General features: G+C 57.0%; 11 protein-coding genes. 5 read left to right on the forward strand and 6 right to left on the reverse strand.

Features of this window, described 5'->3' with window-relative positions:
* Positions 1 to 247: 247 nt before the first annotated feature.
* Positions 248 to 496 (reverse strand): hypothetical protein, encoded by a 249-nt coding sequence (locus tag NCS03_RS00435; protein ID WP_250528622.1) that lies wholly within the window; start codon positions 494 to 496, stop codon positions 248 to 250.
* Positions 497 to 2,298: 1,802 nt separating this feature from the next.
* Here NCS03_RS00435 and NCS03_RS00440 point away from each other — a divergent pair.
* The 3 genes from NCS03_RS00440 to NCS03_RS31215 all read left to right on the forward strand — a co-directional run bounded on the left by NCS03_RS00440 (position 2,299) and on the right by NCS03_RS31215 (position 7,381).
* Positions 2,299 to 3,933, forward strand: a complete 1,635-nt coding sequence (locus tag NCS03_RS00440) for an oleate hydratase (protein ID WP_250528623.1) — start codon at positions 2,299 to 2,301, stop codon at positions 3,931 to 3,933.
* A 319-nt stretch (positions 3,934 to 4,252) separates the two neighbouring features.
* Positions 4,253 to 6,295 (forward strand): YadA family autotransporter adhesin, encoded by a 2,043-nt coding sequence (locus NCS03_RS31115; protein ID WP_284504253.1) that lies wholly within the window; start codon positions 4,253 to 4,255, stop codon positions 6,293 to 6,295.
* 69 nt (positions 6,296 to 6,364) lie between these two features.
* Entirely contained in the window at positions 6,365 to 7,381 is a 1,017-nt protein-coding gene (locus NCS03_RS31215; RefSeq protein ID WP_350029345.1) for a DUF535 family protein, read from the forward strand.
* Positions 7,382 to 8,791: 1,410 nt separating this feature from the next.
* On the opposite strand, the gene NCS03_RS00450 is transcribed toward NCS03_RS31215, so the two are convergent.
* The 3 genes from NCS03_RS00450 to NCS03_RS00460 all read right to left on the reverse strand — a co-directional run bounded on the left by NCS03_RS00450 (position 8,792) and on the right by NCS03_RS00460 (position 12,376).
* Positions 8,792 to 10,900, reverse strand: coding sequence for a prolyl oligopeptidase family serine peptidase (locus tag NCS03_RS00450; RefSeq protein ID WP_284504239.1), 2,109 nt, complete (start codon positions 10,898 to 10,900; stop codon positions 8,792 to 8,794).
* A gap of 952 nt (positions 10,901 to 11,852) precedes the next feature.
* Positions 11,853 to 12,110: a hypothetical protein gene (locus NCS03_RS00455; protein ID WP_250528626.1), complete on the reverse strand. Its 258-nt coding sequence runs from the start codon at positions 12,108 to 12,110 to the stop codon at positions 11,853 to 11,855.
* 50 nt (positions 12,111 to 12,160) lie between these two features.
* Entirely contained in the window at positions 12,161 to 12,376 is a 216-nt protein-coding gene (locus NCS03_RS00460; protein ID WP_250528627.1) for a CsbD family protein, read from the reverse strand.
* A gap of 322 nt (positions 12,377 to 12,698) precedes the next feature.
* On the opposite strand from NCS03_RS00460, the gene NCS03_RS00465 reads away from it, so the two are divergent.
* Complete coding sequence (locus NCS03_RS00465; RefSeq protein ID WP_250528628.1) at positions 12,699 to 15,140, forward strand: CheR family methyltransferase; 2,442 nt, start codon at positions 12,699 to 12,701, stop codon at positions 15,138 to 15,140.
* Positions 15,141 to 15,200: 60 nt separating this feature from the next.
* Here the strand turns inward: NCS03_RS00465 and NCS03_RS31220 are convergent, their stop codons facing one another.
* Positions 15,201 to 15,785 carry a recombinase family protein gene (locus NCS03_RS31220; protein WP_350029343.1) on the reverse strand — a complete coding sequence of 195 codons (585 nt, stop codon included), beginning with the start codon at positions 15,783 to 15,785 and terminating at the stop codon, positions 15,201 to 15,203.
* A gap of 407 nt (positions 15,786 to 16,192) precedes the next feature.
* Here NCS03_RS31220 and NCS03_RS00470 point away from each other — a divergent pair, with 407 nt between their 5' ends.
* Complete coding sequence (locus NCS03_RS00470; RefSeq protein WP_250528629.1) at positions 16,193 to 16,435, forward strand: hypothetical protein; 243 nt, start codon at positions 16,193 to 16,195, stop codon at positions 16,433 to 16,435.
* 1,255 nt (positions 16,436 to 17,690) lie between these two features.
* On the opposite strand, the gene NCS03_RS00480 is transcribed toward NCS03_RS00470, so the two are convergent.
* Complete coding sequence (locus tag NCS03_RS00480) at positions 17,691 to 18,014, reverse strand: hypothetical protein (protein ID WP_250528630.1); 324 nt, start codon at positions 18,012 to 18,014, stop codon at positions 17,691 to 17,693.
* Positions 18,015 to 18,031 lie beyond the last annotated feature (17 nt).

Raw genomic sequence — 18,031 nt, forward strand, 5'->3', positions numbered from 1 at the left:
GCCTCGAACCTGAGCACCGAGCCGGCCGGTATTACGCGAAGTCTCAGCTTCATTGGTTGTCGCTCAGTTACGAACGATCGGCACTCGCCTGGCACTAAGTCGAAGCCCCAATCGGCGAAATTTACAGCTTCGATTTGATTGCACATGCTAGGGAGCTATGTCGAAGATTCGGCATTTGTTGTCAATTGTCGGATCCAACGCACCGCATCCAGGTTCGAATTAGAAACACGTTGATTTGCCAGACGACTCAGATTGAGGGGCAATCGGTTATTGCGACGCCCTCTTTTGGCAAATAAAGACCCGGGTGTGCGTGCTCAAGCGGACTCATCCCGCTAATCAGCACTTCCGCGAAAATGGATGCTACCGCGGTAGTCGCCATTTCACGTTCATCCTTGTCAAGCAGAGGCCAGAGCTCAACGAGTGCACTGTTCAAAGTGCCTTGAGCCTTCAGTAACGCGGAGTAGAGCAGGCTGGCCGCATACGGGTCTGCAATCATAAAAACTTCTCCATAAAGAGGGCGAACTCCTCTCGGGCTCGTCCGCTAGACGAGCGCCGCTGTACAAAGACGATTGTTTTTCGCCCGTGCCTTCCGACTGCCGCGGCACCTTGTCACCACAGTCGCTCGCATCCTAGAAACGACGTTATGACAGCAATTCTGGCGGTTTCTTAGAATCAATCGGTAGAGGTTACCGACTAATCAAATGGTCGGGACAGTGCTTACGAGTTTAAAAAGGGGATCTTGGGGAAGGATTTGACTTAACGCGGGTGAATCGAGCGATAGATTCTCGCTCCACCCAGACTGCGAAAAGCGCGGGATCCGCGGGTCAATTGGCACGAAGGGCCATGCAAGTCCAGCGCTGCAGTTAGCAGGAGAGATGGCGCCGGAGACATTTAGCGTCGCGGTGCGCCGCGGCTACCGCGGACGATAGAGCTAAGGGCTCATGCGGGATATGTGCGCGAGTGCCGAATCGTCGGTAGGGCAATGGGAGCAGCTTAGACCGTGCGGTTCCCTCACATGCATGGGTCGGGGCCCTTGGTCCCTACCGGACCTGCGAGGCGTTGCTTACGGGTCAAGGTGAGGTCGCACGTTCCGCGCTGATCTTCTGCAACATGCACAGAGTGTGCAGATCGGAAAGGTCAGTTGCTGCGCCCGTTCGGGGTGCCGTTCGCTGATCGAATATCAGCATTGACGTGGCCGACGCGGAGAAGCGTCGCCCAATTACGTGATCGGCGACTCGTCGTCTCGTTGTCTTAAGGTGAGATTCGACCATCCCCTGCATCGCTCATTATCGAACATTAGACGTCTTCGATACCACCACTTGGATACCTCACAGCCTGAGGCGCTGCAACGAGCTTGCCCAACGGAGAAACGGACAGCGCCGCACGACGGCGATAGGCGCTACTAGGCCGCGCTTTCGTATCCGTGAAGCCGTTGCTTGGAGGGGCGATATAGAACCGTGGCGCCAGGGGCGTCGCGCTGTGAGGGTTACCTTCACACGCATTTCGTACCACGCTTTCGGACGGCCGTGCCTGGTCTCAGGCTGTATGAGCACTGAAGTCGTCGATATTCCCGCCGCGACGTTCTTTACAGTAAGCGTTTGTCACGCCGCGATAGCATCCGTCGGCAATTGTACGAAGCGCTTGTGTGGAAGAAGCTCTATCAGCGGTGCGATACGGACCTCACTTTTGGTCGGAATACTGACTACCAGATCTGGCCCATCGATCTTAAATCAAAGCCTTGTCCAGGGCTCCGAGTTGAGAAGCAAGTTTGCGGGACCGGGCAATAGTTCAGGGCGTGTCGAATCGCTTGCTTCTCGAAAAGAAACCGAGTGGTTTGCGAAGCCGTCCATGTCCGCTGGCGCGGGCGACGCCAACTGCGGAGCAGACGCTGTAGCACGCGGACCCTTGAAATTATGCAAAACGCCGACTGCATGCAGAAGATGCCATGCATTTTCCGATGCCTCGGGGATATCGGTACCGATTGAAGTCACGCGAATTTAAAGGAAGAAGACGACTCTTAGTCAATGCGACGGAAATTGACTTAACTCGTACCCGTACGGGAAAGCGGGTCTTTTCCAATTGGTCCAACCGGAGGTCGGTCGGACATAACTTACAGTGTCGATCCAATAACAGACGTGAGTGAAGGAGAGCATGACTTCGTCTGCCCGAGGACCGACTAGTATGCCTAACGAATTTATCATGAACTTTCGTATCCGTCCGATTACTTTCCTCCCCAGACGTCGTTATTCTCTATGTTGAGTCTCCCATTGAATGCAGCCGCTCGTTAGGCCATCACTTATGACCAAATGTATGTATGAATCGACTTCTCTCGGTGAGCGCGAAGAACTGCGCGATGCAGTCGCGCAAGGGCGGTTCTATCTCGTTGGCGGGGGCATAGCTTCGCTCGCTGCGGCTGCTTTCCTCATTCGCGACGGAGCGATCGATGGACATCGAATAACTATCTTGGAAGAGTTGGACAAGTTCGGTGGCAGCCTTGACGGCGCGCGGTCGCCCACAGACGGCTATGTAATCCGCGGCGGCCGGATGCTTGAGAGCAACTACGTCTGCACGTACGACCTCTTCGACGCGATACCTACGCTAGACGGAAGAAGCACGGTTACGAAGGAAATTTTTGAATGGAACAAGGCTTTACGTACTGCATCTAAGGCGCGCTTCGTGGTGGACGGAAGACCCAAAGAATCTCCCTGCTATGGATTGAAGAACAGTCACTTGTTCGCTCTTGGTCGTTTCGCAATAGAGCCTGAAATACTATTGGACGACGTTCGGATCTGTGATCGCTTTGAGCGCGACTTCTTTGAAACAAATTTTTGGATCATGTGGTCGACCACGTTCGCGTTCCAGTCATGGCATAGCGCTATGGAATTTCGCCGCTACCTATTGCGCTTTGCGCATATGACGACTGGCTTTAATCGCTTAAATGGGATCATGCGAACCGTCTATAACCAGTACGACTCGATGGTGCTACCCGTCCAGAAGTGGCTGGAAGAGCGCGGAGTTGACTTTCGCAGAACGACCCGGGTTGACGATTTATATGCGGATGAGGATGCGGGCAAGAAGCGAGTTATCGGTCTCGTTTGCGAGTCGAGCGGGCGGCGCGAGGTCTTCCCCCTTACTGAGCGCGATTCTGTTTTCGTGACGCTGGGGTCGATGACTGCGAGTTCTAGCCTTGGATCCACGAACCGGCATGCCGAGCTTGGTATTCACGAAAGAGCTGGTGCCTGGACGTTGTGGCACAAGATAGCTGCCGGTCGGCCGGAATTCGGAAGGCCATCCGTGTTCAGTGACCACTTAGATGAATCGATGTGGCTGTCATTTACCGCCACACTGCGCGCGCCGTTACTTTTTGAATTCATTCGAGCGTTGACCGGAAACGTCCCCGGCGAAGGAGGGTTGATCACATTCCCCGAATCGAACTGGTTGATGTCGATTGTCCTACCTCATCAGCCCCACTTCATCGGGCAGCCTGACGATGTACAGGTGCTGTGGGGATACGGGCTAAATTTAGAGCGCCCCGGAAACTTCGTTAACAAACCCATGGCATTGTGCACAGGTCGCGAAATCCTGACCGAACTTGTCGGCCATCTCCGAATAGGTGATGAAGCGAGACCGATACTCGGTTCGGCTCAATGCATTCCCTGCCTAATGCCTTACATCACAAGTCAATTCCTGAATCGTCGCAGTGGTGACCGACCTGATGTGATCCCTGACGCTTGGCAGAACCTCGCTTTCATCGGTCAATTCTGCGAATTGAAAGAGGACGCGGTTTTTACCGTGGAGTACTCCATTCGGTCCGCTCAAACCGCGGTGTATCGACGACTCGGGCTGAACCGGCGCCCGCCGCCAGTTTACTGCGGAGGGCACGATCCCCGCGTTATCGGTCGGTCGGTAATGAGCCTTTTGGGCCGGTCCTGATTGGCGAACGGCAGCGCTGCCGAAGTTCGCTTGGTACGCAGTGTGAATGATGCGCCACTGTTATCTTCTACGTTAGTTGTTCAGCGAGCGCTGCTCTGCCAGAACCGCCGGTCCGTCCTGAATGGCTTTTGAATGTCCCGCGCACGCCGAAACATCGTCTTCCTGATTTGAGCGGAACAATTCTCGTACCGGCGAATGCGGAATTCGTATTCGAGCACAGTAGGCCGTGTTGAAGAGGCACTCAGCACATGGACGGACTCTGTTCGCAAGCGCATGTGCAGTTGCAATTCAGCGTTTTCTCAATCAAAAGCAAACTTCAATGCATAGTACTACATATAAAATCGCGTTTATTGCTTTGGCGGGCTTACTCAGTGTATGTCCTGGTGCGACATTCGCTTCGGGTTCGTTCTCTGATCGGAATGACAACCTCCATGTGGGTGGTATTTCTCTGGCTACGACGAAAAGCTATCGCGAGGGCGGATGGAGGTCGCGACCGAAAAAGGGTTATGGACGGTCCCGACTGAGACGAATTTCTGAACCTGGGCGCACTGGCCCTTATGGACGAGGGGCCGATGCTTCCGAGAGTCCTAGGCCAGATGACGTGCACGTTCCGGCCGCCTCTGTGGGCGCGTCGTCCCGACCATCTCGGACCAATGTGCTCGACGTGTCACGATCGGATGGCCCTTCACGCGAACGTCCACACGAATTTGACGCGCCGTCTTTCGACTTTGGAAGTCAGAACCAAAGACCACTATCAGCGAGAGTGGTTATCCCGGTACGAGGGGATCACGCTGTAAACGTCGGCGATGGAGCGATAGCGGCAGGGGCAAACAGCATCGCGATCGGTCTTGATGCCTGGACGAAAGGCGCGGCATCCGGCAGCGTCGCTCTGGGAGCACACGCGAAGGCAGAGGACGTCCAATCCGTCGCTATAGGGGAGTACGCGGAGATTTCGGAAAACGGAGGTGTCGCGGTTGGCAGTGGATCGGCGGTATGGGGTGGCGCAACCGGTTCTGTCGCTCTTGGTGAAGACACGGTGGCGACGCGCGCCAGGACCGTAGCAGTTGGCAACCGACGGGTGGTTGACGTCATACCTGGTGTCGCAGAACAAGACGCGGTGACGGTTGCACAGTTGAAGCAGCTCGGTGCGAAGTTTGACGGAAATGGCGATGCACAGAGCGCGCTAGTCGCATACGACGACCGCGGCGGTAGGAGTGTCCGTCTCAACGGGCCGTCGGGGACAACAATCAGCAATCTCGCACCTGGAGCCATCACTTCTGATAGCAGCGAAGCGGTCACAGGGGCTCAGCTTTTCCAAACGAATCAGGCGGTGGAAGGCGTAAGTGGCAAGGTGAAAGACGTTAAGGCAGCCGTCGACAAAATAGGTAGGAGCGGTGCAAATCGATTCGTTCGTGTGAACTCCACGAGCGAAGAGGCGACAGCGGAGGGAACCGAAGCTATTGCCGTCGGCGGGGCGGCGACCGCAACGGGCGTGTCATCAATCGCGTTCGGTTCGAATGCGAACGCGAGTGCCGATAACTCCGTCGCAATCGGGGCAGGCTCATCGGCGGACCGCTCAAGTAGCATTTCAATCGGCAGAGATGGAATGAACCGCCAAATTACCCACGTTGCCCCGGGAACTGAAGACACTGACGCGGTGAATGTTGCGCAGCTTAAGTCGGCCGGCCTCATCGATGGCCGGGGGAAAACGCTCGATGCGATCGTCTACGACACGGGGTCAGGCAGAGCGTCGGTGACCCTTGGCGGTATTGGCGCTTCTTCTGTTGTTACGTTGACGAACCTCGCTGCGGGACGCATTGGAAAGGGCAGCACGGACGCCGTAAACGGCGATCAGGTCTTCGCGCTGACTTCCCGAGTCGATGCGCTCGAACATCGTGCACCTTCTCTCGTGGACGACAAGGTCCATCCTGAACACAACGATCCTCGTCAGAATCCGAACAGTGGTGCGCTGTCCAGACGGGGACAGCGCATCTCCGAGGTCGGCGCCGGCGTGGCACAAACCGACGCTGTCAACCTCGGGCAGCTCAACGCTGCGCTCAAAGCGAACCTTGAGAATGCGAATGCACATACCGACGCCGCGATTGGCGAAGTGCGGATGGAAATGGAACATGACCGCAAAGATGCAAAAGGTGGATCCGCGTCCGCAATAGCCACCGCCAATCTTCCGCAGGCATTCCCCGGCGAAAGCATGTTATCAGTCGCTGGAGGCACCTACGGAGGCCAATCTGCCGTCGCCCTTGGCTTGTCGACCGCCACAAGATCTTGGACGGTAAAAGCGTCGTTCACCAGTAACACCCGCGGCTCTTATGGTGGCGGCGTGGGTGCGGGTTATCGTTTTTAGGCCGTGGCAAACATGCTTGAGCGGAGCATGAAGCCACGGGCCGGAGAAATGGCTGATGACATGCGAAACATGCGGGCAAAGACCACCACCGACCTTAAGAGTGCGCCGGCCGCGGCCGCAAGATCTTGCACGCCGGCTTCTCCTGCGGCAACGCATGGCCTCGGTAGGCTTCGCTTCATCGCTCAGACACTGCGCTGCAGCGCTTTGATTGTCGATGGAGCTTTGAGCGCTTATCCTGAAAACACAACATTTGCTTTCTGGCGGCGGCTCCGGTTTCTGCTTCGTTCTTGCCTGTATCTGAGGGCAACGACCCCTTGGCTAGGCTTGTGCTTTGCGGCCGAGAAGGGCTGGTGGCTGAAAAGTTGTCCGCGAAACCTCGAGCGGATTCACCGACCTTTTCTCCACGCTGCTCTGCGGCCTAGCGACATCTTGAAGATCAGCCTTCAACATGACGCCTTCACGAAAGCTCTTGCGCCAACGGTTACGCCAAAGTTAGCAACGCTCGGAAAGGCTAATCTTGGAACGATCTCCGTAGGCCAGGAGATTTGGCATATGTCGATCGAGATACTCGAAAGATTTCAGAAAGAAGGGGATTGGACTCTGACGATCAGAGACCGCAGCGGTGCCCGACTTGTCTCATGCTCATTTTCGATTGCATGTCTCGGGGGCAAGGTCTCTAGACCTAGGGTCCTCATTGGGTGCGTGCAAGGACCAGACAAGGGTAGGGGCGGACACGACCTCTTCCGGCAGCTCACGCAGAAATGGCATGGCCTACGGCCGAAAGCGCTGATAATCTATCTGACTCAAACACTTGCTCGGGAGATCAGGGCTCACAACGTCTTGCTTGTATCGAACGAAGCGCACGTTTATTCACGATGGCGCTATTCCTCATCGAAGCATCGAATCGAGGCGGACCATACAGCGCTCGTGTCCACGCTTAGTAGAGTGAGATCACTACGCGGATGGTTCGTACTTGGCGTCCCTGCTACCAGAGAATTAGCAACGTCGTCACGACCGACTCGTCGAGAGAGGCGTGAAACCTTGAAATGGCTCTTGGCGTACCAAATCAGAACCGCGCTGCGCTGAACTTTCACCGCGGGATTGAGCCGGTGAACCGACGCCTTGGCCAGTCAATTGTTATCTCGAAATATAAATCTCGTCGTACGTGTTCCCTTTTTCAGGTCGACATTTGCGTCGAATTACGTTGATACTTGAATCATACAAGCATGGTGGAATCTTCATGCCTTAACTTCGTCTGTTTAGTTGTATTTCTTCTAGGTTGTGAAATACGCGTAGAGGCGGCGGTACAAATGCAAGACGATTACCGCTGCGACAAGACAGTCGTTGATGCTCCAAAGTCCAAATCGCCGGAGACGCTTGGAGCCACCCACAAGAAGGACCGGTGGCTGGGGCGACACCGTTGGATGATCGCCCCTGGGAGGCTACCAGTTGATGTAACCGATTCGGATTCGCTCGCCCCTCAATTGGCCAACCCGTAGTTCGCCGGTAAAAATTCGCCCGGCTAGCTTGCTTACCGAAGGCGTGCCTTGTGGATTTTCAGTTGTTTCACGAGGGTTCACTCAACTAACGCATTTTCGGGAAATCGCGGAGAAGTAATGGATGCGCTCCTTCGACGCCTCCAAGTGCGGGATGGAAATGCGCAGCCTCTGTCCGGAGAACTGACGGTGCACTTTGATAGCTAGCGCCGCTTGATCACGCCCACATCACTGTCCGACCCGGCCGATCGGACGCATATGAGTTAATTCGTTGATCGGACTGGTTAACGGTCTAGATCTTAGAAGATAAGCTCTGGTGAGAGTGATGATTGTTCCCGCGCACAGGATTCTGCTGCGACCTGTCGTGAAGAATTATCGGCTGATGCGATTGATTCAATGATTACCACGATAACTGATATTTATCGGAGTTCAAAGATGAGGCACATAAGTCATAGATCGAGTGAGGTCGTTTATAACCGTCACAACGAAACTGAATGGCTTCATCCTAGTCATCAAGACGTATTGGAGCTGGCGCGATTATTCGAGAAGATTGTTTGTTGGCGAAGATCTCTAAAGCGCATGGAAAATGAACGAGAGAACTCGCACGCATCGTCGAGCTGGCCAAGTGACTGAGACCTCCGTAGAACGCAGGTTATCTGAACTCGCCGTCAAAATGCGGCTACTTGTCGGGAGAGAGGTGCTGATCACAGGCTTCACGAGGACCGTACAAAGCATTCTGGCGTCAACCGAGCCGTCTACTTCATTCGCCATATGGCCGACGCCAACATGCTAACCGCGCACTTGCCCGACTCGCGCCGTCATTTCAACGCGAAGCCATCGAGTCACTCGAAGGCGCGACGGTGGCAGGCCAGCCACGGCTAAACGGGGTGATTTAGCACGAGCTCGGCATACTGGTACTGAACAGCGTGTCTGCGCGACTTTCGAGGCCTTGTGATAGCCGAACTTCTGGTACCGGCGGGCGTACATCCAAGACTGGACCTCAGGTCAGTCCTACCATCGTCGCAATGAAAGTGAGCGCCACGGATTCCGCATGCGCGATGGCATTCGGCGTAATCCCCATTCCGTGCCCACCGTCCGCCAGTTCAAGATACCAAACATCCTTGTGTCCTTGTGCCTGCATTTTCGCGACCATTTTTCGCGCATGGGCTGGATGCACACGATCATCGCGCGTCGATGAAGTGAATAACACCGGAGGATAGGAGATTTCGGCTCGCACGTTGTGATACGGCGAATAGTTCAGCAGATAACTCAGATCGTCGGGGTCGTTCGGATCGCCAAATTCGTCGATCCAGGAGGCTCCCTGCAACAACAGATGGAAGCGCGCCATATCAATGAGCGGTACCTCTGACAGCACCGCGCCGAAAAGCTCGGGCCGCTGGACCATACACGCGGCGACCAGCAGGCCGCCATTGCTGCCGCCGCGAATTGCAAGCTGTTTCGACGTTGTCACGCCGGAATCGATCAGCGCCTGTGCGACCGCAATGAAATCGTCGAACGACACTTGACGCTTGCCCCGCAGGGCGGCCTGATGCCAATCGGGGCCGAATTCTCCGCCGCCTCGAATGTTGGCGACCGCGTACAGTCCGCCGCGCTCGAGCCAGCCGATGCCGGTCGTCGCCTCGTATCGCGGATTGAGAGCGACTTCGAAGCCTCCGTAACCATAGAGCAAGCAGGAGCGCGCGTCAGTGCGCGTCTCGACGTCGCGGCCGATCAACCAGAAGGGAATGCGCTCGCCGTCCGGCGCGAGCGCGTGGCGGCGCACGGCGGTGAGACCGGCCGCATCGAACTGGGCGGGAAGGCGCGCGAGCAGTTGCCACGGGGCGTCGTTGGCGAGATCGGCGTGATACAGCGATGGCGGCGTCAGGAAGTGCTCGACGTGGATGAGTACGGTGTCGTCACGTTCGCTGTCGATCGAATCGACCCAGGACTGGCTCGCATCCGGCAGCGCGAACGCGCGCGATGCCCAATCGCCGTCGGGCGTCGCGGGCGGGCGCAGCAGTGTGGCGCGCGGCGCGCCGTCGTCCATTTGTGAGACGATGAGCCAGTGCTTCGTGAAGTCGATGCCCGCGAGCACGAGCCGCTCGGACGGCGTGAAGATCGCGACGAACTGGCGCGAGCCCGCGAGAAACGCGTCGCGCCGAATGACGGTCAGCGTGCCGGGCGCGTAGCGACGGCCACCCGCGTTCCAGAACTTGCGCGGCGTCACGAAGAGCCAGCCGTTCCAGTGCTCGATTTCCGTGTGCGTCGGCAGATCGTACTGACACCATTCGCTCTTGGATTCGTCGAGCCAGTAATGCAGCGTGTCGTAGAAGGTCACACCGCGCAAGGCGAGATGCAGCTTTTCATTGGGGTCATAAGTCGAGATCGCAAACACATCGCGTTGTGCACCCTCGAACACAATGGGCGCATCGGCGAGCGGTGTGCCACGGCACCAGCGGCGTGACGCTCTTGGTAAGCCCGAATCGGTAAGCGTAGGCCTAGCACTGACATGGTTGTCGTCCCAGCCGATGTACACAGTGTCGCGGTTTATCCACGAGATACGATGCTTGCCGACTGCTCGCACGTTGAAACCTTCCTCGAGGAAGCTTCTTGACTCGATATCAAACTCGCGCACAATGACTGCGTCCGAACCGCCTGGGGACAGGCTAAGTAGTGCTCGGTCGTAGCTAGGGTGCAGCATCTCAAACTTCGTAAGCGCCCAACGCTGTTCATCGCATCCGCGCGTATTTGCGTCCAGCGCATCGAGGTCCAGTAGGACATCCCACTGGGGCACGCCGTCAAGCCACGCACTCCATCGAGTGCGCCTGAAAACTCCTAGCGGATGCGCGCTGTCTTGCCATTTGTTATAAGCCCAATCGCCGTAGCGAGCACATGTGACGATGCGGTCTTTCGATGTATAGGCTTTTGCTAAACGTGCCTCGAGCGCCTTCGTCTTCTGTGCCATTCCGAAGACCGCTTCAGTCCTCTGATTCTGCGCCATGATCCAGGCTTGCACACGATTGTCATCAAGCAATTCGAGGTCATTGAAAGGGTCGCCGTCTTCAGCTTGGGGCCAAACTAGGTCGTCACGTATGTCAAGCGATCTCATGGGCAGACAGTATGCGATTGATGAAAATCAATTGTGCGGGAGACGGGCCATTTTTATAAATATGTCTAAGTCCGATATCGGTGCGTTTGTGTTTTTAGAACACAGAGGTAACAGCGCTAGTTACAGCAAAAGCGATGTAACCCAAAACCACGGTTACGCGACGTCGGGAGGACACGTTGGGCTGGGGAAATATTCCATTCAAATCAATAGCCGAGGAGCACGTAACCCTTGTAACCCCTTCATAAACCAACTTCGAAGAGTATTTGAAGAGCAGTGACGAGTACCGGTACGACGATCGACACATCTGGGATGCGGGCTAGTTGGGCCCGGCGAAACATCACCGAGATGGAGGTGCGTCTGGTGTAGCAGATTAAAACGCTGGGAGAGTTGCTGTTAGAGCCAGCGAAGATACGTGCGGGGGAAGATCTTTCATGGCTCGTAAGTGCGCCTAGCGCACGTGTCTGCTCTGACGCTACGTCCGCCGCAAAGCCATCGAGAGTGCGGTTGTCGGCAATCGCCGCTATTCGCCGTTCCATAACTGGAAGGCCGCACCACTTCGCTGCTGTCGTTGGCGGTGAGGCGCGGGGTATTGTCGGCTTCGGGGAACTGCGAATGAGTCTTCGCGACCCCGAGCCGACACTCGATGCTTGCGCCCCCAGTTGTCTCTTGCTGGAGCCTAGCAGTCACCAGACGGTCAACGTTCCCACCGCGGCCTACTGGCTGCCTTTCAAGAGTTCAGATAGACAAGACAGGCTGCATACTCGACACGTGCAACGCCCGCCGGCATCGCGCGGATTGCGTTGACCACTAGGTCATGGGTCCATTGCTTTATTTTTCATGACGTACGCGTTCGTCCATCTGCCGCCGTGCGACGTAGCGAACGCACGGAGAACGTCCAGTTTCTTTCTGTGTTCGCGGCAACGGTCAACGCCCGTCGAGGACGGGCGTGACTTTATTGTTTCATTTTGCCCGTCGCCTTACCGCTTGCGTCTGTGCCCGAAGCGCCATCCGGAGACATGCCCTTTTCACGTTGCTGCATCAGTGTCGGACCGTCGGAGTTGCTTGCCCCGCTGGAAGCGGTGTCGGCCGTTGGATCCTTCGTGGCGCCGCTCTGAGTCGTTGGCGACGGAGCCTTTTGTGTAGTCTGCGCGACCGCGCTGGTGCTTGCCGTTATTACGAGCACGCTTAACAGAAACGAGATGCGATTCATGGCTTTCTCCCCAGCCTTTACACGGCTTGCCTCATTCTTGAATCGATAGGTTACGGTGCATTAGAGCCGCGGTCACGATCCACCGCCTCATTGCCAGCATCCTTCGCATCCTCTTCGGCGTTGCCGACTTGTTTTCTTGCCTCGCCAGCAATTTGCTGGGCGTCGCCCTTCGCTTCCTGTGCGGGATCGTCCGTCATCCTGCCGACGCCCTCGTTGATCTTGCCCTTCACCTTCTCTCCGACACCTTTCACCTGATCTTCATTCATGGCCGTGCTCCTCACGTGCGCCTGCGGATTGCAAGCGTATATAACGGCGCAAAAAAGATGCCTTGAAATGAGCGTCGTCTATGTTGGAATTAGGAGGCAAGAAACGTCGCAACCGTTCGAGATCAAAAGGGGAACGCGAGTCCGGCGGCTGGGCCTGGGCGGCCTGTCTATCGAAAGCGAACGCAAAGACAGCAGGCGGCTAAAGAAGTGGTCTCCGAGAAGTCTCAGGCGAGCTAGGTGACCGTTTCGACGACCGCCTCAACGAGCGGCGGCAGATTGCCCGGAACTGGCTTAGCATCAACAGCTGTCAAAGGAGCTGGCTATGGACGATTCGCTAACGTCGAACGAGACCGCGGCCGACGTGCCGATTGTCGCGGTCGGCGCATCGGCCGGCGGCATCACGGCCCTGCAGAAGCTGTTTAGAGGACTTCCGGCCCCAGTCCCCTTTGCAATCGTCGTTTTGCAGCACTTGCCCGCCGGCTCGCCCAGTGCCCTCCCGGCCTTAATCGCGAAGTGCACTCACCTTCCGGTCAGAGCTGCGACGGCCGGAGTGCGCCCCGAGGCCAACCGCGTGTATTTTCCATCGCCGGAGCACGTTCTGACGCTCGAAGACGGCGTTTTTGCAACGAGACCCGCGCAAGGCGGGTCGCGACGCCCCGGCATTGACACGATTGATTCTTTTCTCGAGAGCTTGGCTCTTCGAGAGCAGCCGCCTTCAATCGCCGTCATCCTATCGGGAACGGGCATGGACGGTACGGCCGGCGCCGTGCGCATCCGGCAAGCCGGGGGCGTCGTGATCGTTCAAGATCCGCTTACCGCTTTGCACGACGGCATGCCGAACGCGGTCATTCGTCGAGGTATCCACCACCACATTTTGCCTGTCGGTGCCATTGGCCAGCAGCTTGTGGCCTGCACTGACCGCGATTACGCTGCCCCGGTGTCAGCCACTCAGGCGACTGACGACGTGACCGCATCACTCCATCGCATCATCTCCCTGGTCCGCATGCACGCGGGCTTTGACTTGAGCGGCTACAAGCCGTCTCCGTTGCTTTGGCGCATTCAGCAGCGCATGGATGTGCGAAAGGTGTGGCGATTCGATGATTACGCTTCCCTCCTCGAAGATGACCTGATTGAACTGGAAGCGTTGGTGCGCAAGATCCCGTTACATGTGACGGAATTCTTCCGTGATGCTGATGCCTGGGAGACCCTGCGTCATGACGTGCTCGAACCGCTCCTATTCCAGACACAGGGCCGGCGTTCAATTCGAGTTTGGACGACGGCCTGCGCGACCGGGGAGGAGGCATATTCGGTCGCGATGCTTCTTGACGACATCTCGCGCGAAAGAAAACAGTCGAGCGACTTTAAACTTTTCGCAACCGACGCGGCGCCAGAGTTGGTCGCGCTGGCCAGTCGTGGCGTATTCCGCAAAGAGTCGCTAGGCGGGCTTTCCAAGGCACAGCAAAGCCGGTACTTCTACGAAGTCGATGGTGCGTTCCGAGTCAAACGGGCCCTACGTGAAAAACTGGTGTTTGTGCCGCAGGATCTTATTGCCGATCCGCCACTTTCCGGTCTGGATCTTGTCACTTGCCGAAATCTGCTCATCTACCTGGCACCCGAGACGGTGAAAGACGTTCTGAACGTTCTTCATGGTTCGTTGCGCGAAGGCGGGTTCCTGTTCTTAGGCAGAAGTGAGGCTTTACCGCTCGATGGGCATGGCTTTGAGAGCGTCTCGCGAAAATGGAACATCTACCGCAAAACCGGGCCCATGCCCACGGCACCGCGGATAAGCCATGCGCGAACCGTCCGCCATGCAGCAGCGTTGCCTCGTGCTGCACTTCGCGTCGCCTACGAACGGTTCGACATTCCATCGGTGCTGACGGATCAGAAGGGCAACGTTCTGCGTACGTACGGCAGAACCAGCGGGATTCTCGCTCTTCCTCCGGGAGAGCCTTCACTCAATGTCATCCACCTGGTCCCCCAGCCATGGGCGGCATGCCTTCGGCAGGGCATGTTGCAAGCCGTGCACGAAGAGCGTTCGCTGATACTCACGGTGTCGCAAGACGGCGCCTCGGCGAGCACATCGATGAACATACGCGTCACGCCGCTTCGAAACGCGGAGGACCGCCCGTGTGATCGCTTGCTGGTGTCATTCATAAGAGGGCAGGACGACGGACGCGCGCTTGCTGCCGACGGCTCGTCCCTCCTGCGAGACGACCTCGGCGCGGCCGAAAGTATGGATTGGAAGGACGAAGCCCGGATCTCGCGCGAAGAAGTCGACGCGTCACACGAAGAGCTGTTGGCGCTCAACGAGGAGCTGAAAGCATCTAACGAACAGCTCGCACGTAGCATCGAAGATCTTGACCGCTCAAACACAGAATTGCAGGCGAACATCGCTGAACTGGCTATGCAGCATCATGTACTGCTGTGCGCCGGCGTGATGACGATGTTCCTCGATACCGCGTTGAAGCTTCGGTGGTTCACATCGTCAATGCGTGACGTCTTTCCACTGAGGTCCGGTGACACCGGACGGAGTATCGCCGACCTCGTGCCCATCTTCCGTGACGACGACTTCTATGCAGACATCGAGCGGGTACTTCACGCGAGTAAGCCACTCGAAGCTGTCATACGTGACGATCGCCAACGTTGCTTTGTTCGAAAGATCTTCCCTTACAGTTCGGACACCGGCGAAACCGTCGGCGTAGCGGTCACCTTCGTCGACATTGCGAGCTTCCGTGACCCTGGCGCCTCAACGCCCTCAAATTAGCAGGCGCGCCCGGAGGTGGACCAATCACTCCAGGGCAGCGCGCTGCATTGGTGCGACAGTTCAAGCGCTGCCTTCACTCGTTTCCTGCGATCGGCGAAGTCGCAAAATTGTCTGTCGTGATGTGTTCAAGGCGCGGGCAACTTCCGAGACCGTGCTTCCTGCTGCCAACGCTGCGAGCGCCTCACGCTGTAATGTCGCGCTCAGCGAACAGGGGCGCCCTACTTTCGCTCCAAGGTCACCCAACCGCCGAGAGGCGTCCCTCGCTCGTATTGTCCGGACCTTTCGATCTATGTCCGCAACTAAAGTGAGCGCGGCGATCAACGTTTCATGTCGGACGATCGTCCATCCTGCATCTGTTCGGCTGAGGCAGGCAACCGCCGCGCCTTTCTCCGCGATCATCCGTAACGTATCGAGAACATCGGCGTAGCCGTTGCCAAGGGACGCCAGATCGAAAACCACAACCATGTCGTTCGCCCATAGTCGATCAATGACACATCGCAACGTCGGCCTTTCGCGCGCGGGGGTCGTCACTGATGAAGCGCCTACAAATACATCATCCGCACAAACTTCGAGATCGACAGCGCGTAGGGCTTGGGCCGCGTACTCGTGCCCGACACTTCCCTCATTCCGGAACACAACGATCATGTCATTGTTAATCAAAGACCCAGCACAATCTCAGACGGGCCTGTCAACCTTTTGCCGCTCCCGCACGACGCCATCAGCGGCAGGAAGAAGGCGCACTTGCATGTCAGGACCTAACGACCGCGCTAAGGCGAGCGCCTCCTGCTCCGTATCCGCCGTAGTGACACGGACCCCCGTGGACGACGGAAATTCGACCTGCCAGCCGCCACCGGTGCGCGGCCGGACAATTATTTCGGCTTCATCAGCGCCCTCTCGCGTCAGCATTCGAACCCCCGCCGATGTAATTCCGTTGACGACATTTTAGTACGTTTCCGGAAGGCGTCTTATACGGACGCCCCGTTTCTCGGCCGTTACGTCAAAAATGCGCCTTTGGGCCAACGTATGCTCGCAATGAAAACTCGACCTTCGCCATGATTGCGACGATCGCAGCGCATCAAGCAGCGCCGAACGGTGACCCGGATCTTCACTTTTTTACGTTCGACGTGGACGGAGGTGGAATCTTGCGTTCGCATCAAGTGTCGGTGCGCACCGCTCGGGTTTTCGCCCGCGAATTTGCCAGCCGCACGGCGCTTGACGAACTGATGCGGGCGATCGTCACGGCCGAGCCGAAGACGTACGATGCGCTGGTCGGTCGCCAGTTCAACGATCTCTGATGAGACAGAGCAAGTTCGGCAAATCGGTGATTGCTACGTAGAGATGAACCTCGCCAAACGTCCGGACGGGGCCGACGAGCGCGCACCAATGCGGCGGTTTTTAACGACTACCGGTTGTTCGAACGACCACCGTATGGCCGATGCCAATGACCGAAATTGGCCGATTGCAGCAGTTGCCGGACGCGCGCCGAGCCGCTAGTCGAGCCGTCCTCCGTGTACTCACGAGATGGCGCGGGCGCTCAACAGCCCCGTCCGATATATTCACGGCACGCCTGGGCGTAGAACATTCCGCCTTGGGGGAGGGGCAGGGGCGAGAAGTCTTGGCGGCGATCGCGATAGGGAGCGACCGCTCCGTCGAATTCTGTGCTCGCAAAACTAACAATCCGGGTCGCCGGTCACCTCCCCGGACCGTATTGCCAGCTTTAACATATAACCCGGCTTTAACATCGCTTTAACATCCGTCAGATTGGCGGAAAGTCCCGCCAGTAAAGGGGTTTGCCGAATTAGGACATGTTAAAGGCTTTAACATTTTTTGTTAAAGGGGGATTTTTTCTGCGCGTGAGGGAACGGTCTGTGTCCGCGTCAAAGGTGTCCAGAGCTTTGATACCCCCTCCCCTTGCTCACCATGAGCCGCATTGTCCAACGCGTTCTGTGGCCACTGCTGCGGTCCTGTGTGCATGACAGTCGACGTCAACGCCCGTGATTAAAGCGATTGGTGATCTCGGCAGCTTTCGCAACGCCGCTCTGCCTGCTGCAATACAGAGCAACGAGGTTTCTGACGACTGCAGTAATGAAGCTTACATTCAACGCACTTTTTTGATCGCCCCATTGTGTGCGGCGCCCGCGTACGCTAACCGATGCATTCAGGGCGCTGCGGTCGGCGGCGTCGCCGGATAAGTAGCCAGGCATCATGCTGTGGCACGCGCAGCTTTGCGCTGCGCCGTCGGTCACCACGAAGCTGCAAAGAAAGCAAAGGCCGCGTCGGCGCCATCAAGCTAAACGAGGCTGGCGGGTAGGGGCCTAAGCTGACTAATGAAGCGGCTTCCGGCGTGTAGGATCCGGGAACGCCCAAAGCGCGTCGGGCTCGTGCCGACCGACCGCCTCGTCAATGATTCGGAAAGGTGGCGAAATTCGCTACTGATAAGGATGACTGTCACCTAACATGCGATTTTCGAGCGGTGCAAGAGCAGACCTGCGAGCCGGGCATCGGCAGTTAGCAGCCGCCGCCCCGAATCGCAGCGAGCATCTATCTTTCTTACAGATGCTTCGAGACGAGCAACTGGAAGAACATGATCGGATAGCGCAGCGGCCAGAACAATAGCATTCCGAGCTTTGCGCGCGACACATTGCTCAGCGTGTTGTAGACGGGGTGCCACTCGATCAAACCGCGGAGTACGATCCGATTCAGGACGAAGCCGAGGATGAGATATCCAAGTATCGCCATGAACGGTGAAACGATCCGCGCATGGGAACAAAGGTTGATCATTACCATCAGAATGACCAAGCAAACCGCATAGATTCCCATGCCCTTGCCAGTGGTCATCGCTGGGCGGCTGGACTGGCTTTGAACATCGGCCATATCTACTCCTCTTTTGT

The organism is Caballeronia sp. ATUFL_F1_KS4A, from assembly GCF_023630905.1.
GTDB lineage: Bacteria > Pseudomonadota > Gammaproteobacteria > Burkholderiales > Burkholderiaceae > Caballeronia > Caballeronia zhejiangensis.

Excerpts from the sequence above, each read along its gene's own strand:
- NCS03_RS00435 (WP_250528622.1), bottom strand. The coding sequence starts at position 496 with ATGATTGCAGACCCGTATGCGGCCAGCCTGCTCTACTCCGCGTTACTG.
- NCS03_RS00440 (WP_250528623.1), top strand. The coding sequence starts at position 2,299 with ATGACCAAATGTATGTATGAATCGACTTCTCTCGGTGAGCGCGAAGAA.
- NCS03_RS31115 (WP_284504253.1), top strand. The coding sequence starts at position 4,253 with ATGCATAGTACTACATATAAAATCGCGTTTATTGCTTTGGCGGGCTTA.
- NCS03_RS31215 (WP_350029345.1), top strand. The coding sequence starts at position 6,365 with ATGCGGGCAAAGACCACCACCGACCTTAAGAGTGCGCCGGCCGCGGCC.
- NCS03_RS00450 (WP_284504239.1), bottom strand. The coding sequence starts at position 10,900 with ATGAGATCGCTTGACATACGTGACGACCTAGTTTGGCCCCAAGCTGAA.
- NCS03_RS00455 (WP_250528626.1), bottom strand. The coding sequence starts at position 12,110 with ATGAATCGCATCTCGTTTCTGTTAAGCGTGCTCGTAATAACGGCAAGC.
- NCS03_RS00460 (WP_250528627.1), bottom strand. The coding sequence starts at position 12,376 with ATGAATGAAGATCAGGTGAAAGGTGTCGGAGAGAAGGTGAAGGGCAAG.
- NCS03_RS00465 (WP_250528628.1), top strand. The coding sequence starts at position 12,699 with ATGGACGATTCGCTAACGTCGAACGAGACCGCGGCCGACGTGCCGATT.
- NCS03_RS31220 (WP_350029343.1), bottom strand. The coding sequence starts at position 15,785 with ATGATCGTTGTGTTCCGGAATGAGGGAAGTGTCGGGCACGAGTACGCG.
- NCS03_RS00470 (WP_250528629.1), top strand. The coding sequence starts at position 16,193 with ATGATTGCGACGATCGCAGCGCATCAAGCAGCGCCGAACGGTGACCCG.
- NCS03_RS00480 (WP_250528630.1), bottom strand. The coding sequence starts at position 18,014 with ATGGCCGATGTTCAAAGCCAGTCCAGCCGCCCAGCGATGACCACTGGC.